This is a genomic window from Chitinophaga sp. (assembly GCF_036566945.1).
Lineage (GTDB): Bacteria > Bacteroidota > Bacteroidia > Chitinophagales > Chitinophagaceae > Chitinophaga.
Window position 1 is genome coordinate 1 of the sequence record NZ_DATCVJ010000539.1, and the last position, 7,056, is coordinate 7,056.

The window sequence follows — 7,056 nt, forward strand, 5'->3', positions numbered from 1 at the left end:
AAAAGCCCCCATATAAATTTAATATGAGGAAACAACCGAAAAAGAAAGCAATAGACCAACATCTTCATCAGGTGCTGATTGTCATCTTCATTGCCCTAACGATTATCGCTATGGCTATTAAAATAGTATTCTTATAAATCAATACGAGTGGAATTCGTCAGAAAAAATATTTACAATCTTTTTATTATTATCTGTTGGGTAATACTGGTGCCAGCGATTGCTTATATCAGTGCGCAGGATATAAAATACACAGCGTTGCTGCTGGGATTGGCGATCGGTATTTCAGTAGCGGGAATTTGCATTCTGAACTACCGCGTAGGCTACTACCTATCGCTCACGGTGACACTCACCGTACGATTACTGGAAAGATTGTCTGGCACAGAAATGAGTGTGGGCGTGCTGATAGATGCCATGGTATTAATTACCTTATTGGGAAGTTTGCTCAAGCCGGGAGATAAAAGTATCAAAAAGGTGAATTTTCTCCGGGACCCTGTATTGATTACGTTTTACATATATGCAGGCTTTATTTTACTCCAGTTTTTCAATCCCGCCTATGTACACGACAAACATGGCTGGACGACTTTTGCCAGGGTATATGTTCGCAACATGGTTTTCATGTACCTGGTGATGAAGATGATCAGAAATATGGATGATCTTAAAGTGTTCTTCAAATTCTGGATTACCATACTAACACTGGCAGCACTATATGCCTGTATTCAACAATGGTTCGGGCTAATGCCCTTTGAAAAGGCGTTCATCGCCCGGTATCCCGAAAAATTCAAAACCGTACTTATTCTCACGGGCATCCGCATCTTTTCATTTGTATCTGATCCGGCCGTTTTTGGTGTAATAATGGCCAGTGGCTGTATTATAAACATTGTGCTGCTCACCAGTTCCAATAAGATGATCAGCCTGTTCCAGAAGTCCTTGTTATTTATTTCCATGGTATTGCAGTTTATGGCGCTTGGCTATTCCGGTACCCGTACCGCCTATGTGATGGTTCCTATGGGTCTTGTTATTATGCTTTTTGTAAATCTACGCAGCAAGAATACCGTCATAGGCGCATTGATATTCGTTTTCGCTTTCCTCGTGGTGATGTTTGGCCCTTTCCATAGCAATCCTACGGTTATCAGAATCCGGACGGCTTTCTCCGGATCGGAAGATGCGTCGCTGAATGTCCGCGATGTGAACCGGCATCGTATTCAACCTTATATCTACACGCACCCCATAGGTGGCGGCTTCCTGAGCTGTGAGCCAGGTTCCGGCAGCGAACTGGATGGATTTCCACCGGATAGCGGCTACTTACGGACCGCATTAGAACAGGGATACATCGGACTTATACTGACTTGCATTAACATTTTTCTGGTCATGCAGTATACGGTGGCCAATTATTTCAGAAGTCACACTGAAACTGAGAAGCAATTAACACTGGTTATTATATGCGTCATGTTTGCTCTCGTGGTGAGTATCTATGCGCAGGAATCTTCAGGACTCATAGAATCAGCATTGCTCTATTATGGGCTAAATGGAATTTCTATAAAATTAAAGTATTTATCATCTCCAAATATCACAACATGAAACGTGTATTATTCTTTTTATTGGCAGCTATTACCGGTACTGTGGCACAGGCACAGAAAGCAGATACCAGTATCATTTTGCGGCTGCCTGCCGATTTACCTACCGTAAGCAGGTTGAAAGAAAGACTGGTGGAACTTGCCATGAACAATCCTCAAATCAAAGCACTGGATATTAAAAAAGAAATCACAAAATATGATGAGAACAGGGCCAAAGCGGGTTGGTTAAATATGCTGACCGCTGCCGGTAACCTGAATGAGTTTACCATCAAAGGAAGTGGAAATGGAAACGGCACCATCAATAATAATACCTTATACCCCAGGTATAACTTTGGTATTATGGTTCCACTTGGAAATTTTATAAGCATTCCTAATGAAGTAAAAGCTGCCAAAGCCAACGGAAGAGTATTTGATCAACAAAAAGAAGGTGAGAAACTTGCCTTAAAAGCGGCAGTGTTACGTGCATACGAAGATTACTCTGCCAACAAACAGCTGTATGAACTGCAGTTACCGCTTTTGGAAGATTCATACAATCACTACAAACAGGTGGAGCAAAAGTTTTCCGGTGGTGATCAGGGTACAGCGGTAGAAGGATTAAATGATGCATATCGGATTTATAATGCAGAAATGGTGCGTAAAGTAAATCTTGAAAGAGAAGTAAGGCAATCCAAAATTGCGTTGGAAGCTATTATTGGAACCTCATTGGAAGAAGTACTGTTGCACTTATAAGGTGTTCTTGGTGAATAAATAAGATTGAATGATGAAGATATTCCTTTTTATAGGTATGATGCTGCAGACAGTTCTACTGGCAGGACAGGATCTGACACCTTTTAAACAAATAGAGGTTCAGATAACACCATGGCATCATATTCCGGCACTCTTTAAATTACCGGACAATGTAAAAAGCGGAAAAAGATATCCGCTGTTGATTTGTCTGCATGGCAGAAGTATTGCAGGCACTGATCTTACCAAAATATTCCGGCAGGGTGTTGCCAGGCAAATGCATGAGGGCAAGCATATCGATGCAGTCAATAAAGTGGATGGGAAAAAATATGAGTTCATTGTAATGGCTCCCCTGGCCACCAGTTGGTCGCTCGGCCCTGATCACCTGGATGCCGCGATTTCAGATGTGCTGAAGCGGTATCCCATTGATTCCACCCGTATATATATCACCGGATATAGTGCAGGCGGATGGTCAGTAGGCATGGCGGTCACAGATAAAAAAATGGCTAAAAGAGTGGCGGCAGCCGTCAACATGTCTCCTGCTACCCTCGATGCGGAAAACATGAAGAGCTTCCGCATTACGGCAGAAAACAATATCCATGTATGGTATTTTGGTGGTACGGAAGAACCGGTTTTCCTCGGAAACTGCAAACTGTTTGCCGATAGTACCAATAAATACAAACCAGGGCTTACTAAACTCACCACCGGTGATCATAAGCATTGCTGCTGGGAGCAGTATTACGATCCTTCCTACCGCGAAGACGGTATGAATATTTACGAATGGCTACTCCAATTTAAAAGATAATCAGCTATGAGCCGGCGAAAAAAATGGGTATTGCCTGTTGGTATCACAATACTGCTTTTATGTTTTCTGGGTTTCCTGTTCATGAAAAATGGCCAGGAAACCGCACAACTGGATGATGTGACGCGCAAAGAGGCTCCCGGTAATTTCATTCGGCTGGAGCAGGGTTTAGTGCATTATAAATTATATGGTCCTGATAGTGCAAAGCTGCTGGTACTGATTCATGGCGGCGGCAGCAGTGGCATGGAAGTGTGGCAATTCAATATCCCGTATCTCCTGTCGAAAGGCTACCGGATATTGGCTTATGACCTTTATGGCAGAGGGTATTCAGACAGACCCCATACCACTTATGATCTTAATCTTTACAGACGACAATTGGTGCAGTTACTCGATACCCTTCAGCTGCACCAACCTTTTGATATCCTGGCCATGTCTATGGGGGCACCCATAGGACTTGACTATGTGGCTGGTCATCCTGATCGTGTTCAACGCATTATCTTATTAGGGCCAGCTGCCAGCGGCGATTTGCAGGCCAACAAGCTACTTCGCATACCTGTCATTTCTGACCTGTTAATGACCGTTTACTGGTATCCGCGTTCCGTAGAAAATCAACGCAAAGAGTTCGTGAACCAACCGCTTTTTGATACCTACTCACAACGGCTGAAGTACTTCATGAACTTCAGTGGGTATAAGCGGCTTACCCACTCGTCCTGGATGAATATGCTCAATCAGAACCAACTCTATCTGCTAAAACAAATAGCCCCCGGAAAAATATTGCTGCTCTATGGCAAACAGGATCCGTTCTTCCCCGTAGAGAAGTTAAGTTCTTACAAAACATTATACCCAACTTTAGAAGTACATGAAATAGACAGTGCCGGGCATATGCCCCATTACGAGCAACCACAGATAGTAAATGAATTGATGTGGGAGTATCTGAAAGCAAACCGGTAATGTCGGAAAAAAGCGAAAGCCGTCCTCATAACCAGGACGGCTTTGCTATTATAAAATTTACATGGTGTCCGGGAAAATTTCCCTGAACATCCATCAGCATTAATTTTTTCTGAAACCTGAAGTCAGCAGTGCTGAACCAGCTTTCGGCTGATAGTAATTGTTCAGATCAACACCAGCTGCATCCACAGTTGGGAATTTGGTATTGGCATCTGCACCAGTACCTTCCTTGTAAGTACCACCGTTTTCTGTGTAGATGTAAGCATTAGGCACAATGGAACCACCGTTTACACGCGGTTGAATGAAGGCATTGCCATTCACGATCTGCGGTGAGGTCATACCCTGGTAGCCATTGATACGGAGAGATACACCACCCACTCTTGCAATGGTATTGTTGGTGATCTGAACAACCGCATTATCGGTTCCTCTTAAGCTCACACCATCTCCCTGGTTATCTCTCAGGAGATTATTATGAATGATGTGGGTAGCGCCATTTTCACCGGAGCCATAAAACTGAATCAGTTCACCCCAGCCGTCATGCACGTAGTTATCATGGACGTTCGTAAATGTGTTACGTCCGCCAATCAGGATACCACCATTATGGCCGGAGTTGTGCTGACCGCCCCAACTGGTCACGGTGTTACCATATATTTCCAGCTTGTCAATAGCGGCAGTCTGAATACCATCTGCACCACCATTGGAAATGTCGTTGTTATAAATTTTAACATTACGCCATTTAATTGGCTGTATGTACTGTTGTCCGGCAGTGAATCCTGATGGAGCACCATAGTAAGGTGTATTGGCAGTTAAATTCCAATACAACGCTGTATGACCTATGTAAAACGCTTCGTTATTGGTACCAGATACGGATACGTCGTGTATCGACAGGTTTTCCATATACGTATTCGGATAGTAGGTAGTGGCGTCGCCTTTTACAGGTTCTGTTTTAGCCCAAATACCGGTACCACCGTTTTGTACGGTAATATTGCTGAGTTCAAAATTATCGGTGTGTGAACTCAAAGCAACATCGAAGTAGGCTTCTTTACCTGCCTGTGTGCTTCCGCTGACAATAAAATCAGCTTTTGATTTTTCGCCGCCGGCTTTCACAAAATGGCAGTTAACGAAACTCAGCGCAGTTGCCCAGGATCCGCCGCTCCAGGCTGGATTACCAATCTTAACAACAGTGCCGGATGCATTCTTTACAATAATAGGTGATCCTGCAGAACCGTTAAGATTGTTGATAACAACTGCAGTAAAAACACCTTTCAGTGCCAGGATATCGCCGGCTTTGTAAATGCTTCCGTCCAAAAGCAATCTCCCGTCTTTGTCTGGTACAATAACGATTTCCTTCGTGTTTACCGGAGGTTTCGCAACGGCGGTAGTTGTATCCGTCGGAGTTGTTGGTTTAAGTGCGTCAATTTGTGCTTTGTTACAGCTCTCAGTTGTAAAAATAAAAGCCATTCCAAGTGATACGAATGTGTACATAGACAATCGTGAGGTGGTGTTGCGCTTCATGGTTTTTCAGATAATTATATGGTTTCAATAAAAGTTCACAGCTACCCGGTGGGTAATTGCAATTGATTTTCTCTGATATGGATTCGGTTATTCCAAAAGAATAATGGCTTTGATTTTAACTATCTCCGGAAATAATTAAACAATGCGATTATTATTTATGGCTGCGAATATCCAGAATTTTGGATATAAAACAGCAGCATAACGGTCGCCCGAATCGAATTATTATCGACTCAAATTGTCCAGAAGAATGTTAGAAACATTTAGAGAAATAAAATCTATCCCACGCCATTACTTAAAATAGAATAACTGAACCCATCACCCACTTGCAGGGCTTGAAATGCAGGCCAATCAATCATATTACTATTAAATATAAGCTATTTAAAATAATAATATGTAACTTTTTTTGAACTTTTTTTAAAAAAATCTGAAAAACTTTTCCACATTTAAAAAAATCGGTGACTTACAATAGAAACAGGTAAAATCAAAAGATGTTCGCATAAAAGCAACAGCCGTTTCAAAAATTTGAAACGGCTGTTATTATATTGTTGACATCGGGTTTTGACTATAAACCAAATGCAGCTTTTACTTTATCAACGTAGTCCAGTTTTTCCCAGGTAAACAGCTCTACTTCCACACTCTTTTCGTGTTTCTTGCCTTTGTTGAATACCTTGGTTACTGTTTTAGGTTCGCGGCCCATATGACCGTAAGCAGCGGTTTCGCTGTAGATAGGATTGCGCAGTTTCAGTCTTTGCTCGATAGCGTAAGGACGCAGGTCAAAGATTTCCTCTATTTTCTTTGCAATTTCACCATCGTTCAGCTTCACTTTTGCAGAACCGCTGGTGTTTACATAAATACCACATGGTTTCGCTACGCCGATGGCATAAGATACCTGTACCAGTATTTCATCACACACACCTGCAGCTACCAGATTTTTGGCGATATGACGGGTAGCATAAGCTGCGGAACGATCCACTTTGGAAGGATCTTTACCAGAGAAAGCACCACCACCGTGAGCACCTTTACCGCCGTAGGTATCTACGATGATTTTACGGCCGGTTAAGCCGGTATCACCATGAGGACCACCGATGACAAATTTACCGGTTGGGTTGATGTGGTGATTGATATCGAAACCATCAAACAACTTTTGCAGTGCTGGTTTCAGTTGTTTTTTTACACGCGGGATCAGGATATTGATCATATCTTCCTTGATCTTCGCCAGCATTTTTTCATCTTCATCAAAATCATCATGCTGGGTAGAAATCACGATCGTGTCAATTCTTACCGGTTTATTATCATCTGAATATTCAATAGTCACCTGGGATTTAGCATCCGGACGCAGGTACTTGATTTCATTATTTTCACGACGGAGTACTGCCAGTTCCAGCAACAGTTTATGCGCCAGATCCAACGCCAGTGGCATGTAGTTATCTGTTTCGCGGGTAGCATAACCGAACATCATACCCTGATCACCAGCGCCTTGTTCTTCCGGTGATT

Annotated in this window: 6 protein-coding genes; 4 read left to right on the forward strand and 2 right to left on the reverse strand. The window is 42.7% G+C overall.

All coding sequences use genetic code 11. The features are described 5' to 3' along the window. Positions 1-147: 147 nt before the first annotated feature. The 4 genes from VIP81_RS16535 to VIP81_RS16550 are packed head-to-tail and all read left to right on the forward strand — an operon-like array spanning position 148 to position 4,050. Positions 148-1,578 (forward strand): O-antigen ligase family protein, encoded by a 1,431-nt coding sequence (locus VIP81_RS16535; protein ID WP_331963152.1) that lies wholly within the window; start codon positions 148-150, stop codon positions 1,576-1,578. Beyond that, positions 1,575-2,303 carry a TolC family protein gene (locus tag VIP81_RS16540; protein WP_331963154.1) on the forward strand — a complete coding sequence of 243 codons (729 nt, stop codon included), beginning with the start codon at positions 1,575-1,577 and terminating at the stop codon, positions 2,301-2,303. The genes VIP81_RS16535 and VIP81_RS16540 overlap by 4 nt, the downstream gene beginning before the upstream one ends. A gap of 28 nt (positions 2,304-2,331) precedes the next feature. Continuing rightward, entirely contained in the window at positions 2,332-3,102 is a 771-nt protein-coding gene (locus tag VIP81_RS16545) for a prolyl oligopeptidase family serine peptidase (RefSeq protein ID WP_331963157.1), read from the forward strand. A 6-nt stretch (positions 3,103-3,108) separates the two neighbouring features. Further along, a complete protein-coding gene (locus VIP81_RS16550; RefSeq protein WP_331963160.1) occupies positions 3,109-4,050 on the forward strand; it encodes an alpha/beta hydrolase in 942 nt (313 codons plus the stop codon). Positions 4,051-4,149: 99 nt separating this feature from the next. Here the strand turns inward: VIP81_RS16550 and VIP81_RS16555 are convergent, their stop codons facing one another. Together VIP81_RS16555 and metK are read right to left on the reverse strand one after the other, a co-directional pair. Next, positions 4,150-5,562: a right-handed parallel beta-helix repeat-containing protein gene (locus VIP81_RS16555; RefSeq protein ID WP_331963163.1), complete on the reverse strand. Its 1,413-nt coding sequence runs from the start codon at positions 5,560-5,562 to the stop codon at positions 4,150-4,152. A 562-nt stretch (positions 5,563-6,124) separates the two neighbouring features. Further along, the coding region (gene metK / locus VIP81_RS16560; RefSeq protein ID WP_331963166.1) for a methionine adenosyltransferase at positions 6,125-7,056 on the reverse strand (932 nt) is incomplete at its 5' end.

What these genes read in the sequence shown, in the direction of transcription:
- VIP81_RS16540 (WP_331963154.1), top strand. Translation starts at nt 1,575, where the DNA reads ATGAAACGTGTATTATTCTTTTTATTGGCAGCTATTACCGGTACTGTG.
- VIP81_RS16545 (WP_331963157.1), top strand. Translation starts at nt 2,332, where the DNA reads ATGATGAAGATATTCCTTTTTATAGGTATGATGCTGCAGACAGTTCTA.
- VIP81_RS16550 (WP_331963160.1), top strand. Translation starts at nt 3,109, where the DNA reads ATGAGCCGGCGAAAAAAATGGGTATTGCCTGTTGGTATCACAATACTG.
- VIP81_RS16555 (WP_331963163.1), bottom strand. Translation starts at nt 5,562, where the DNA reads ATGAAGCGCAACACCACCTCACGATTGTCTATGTACACATTCGTATCA.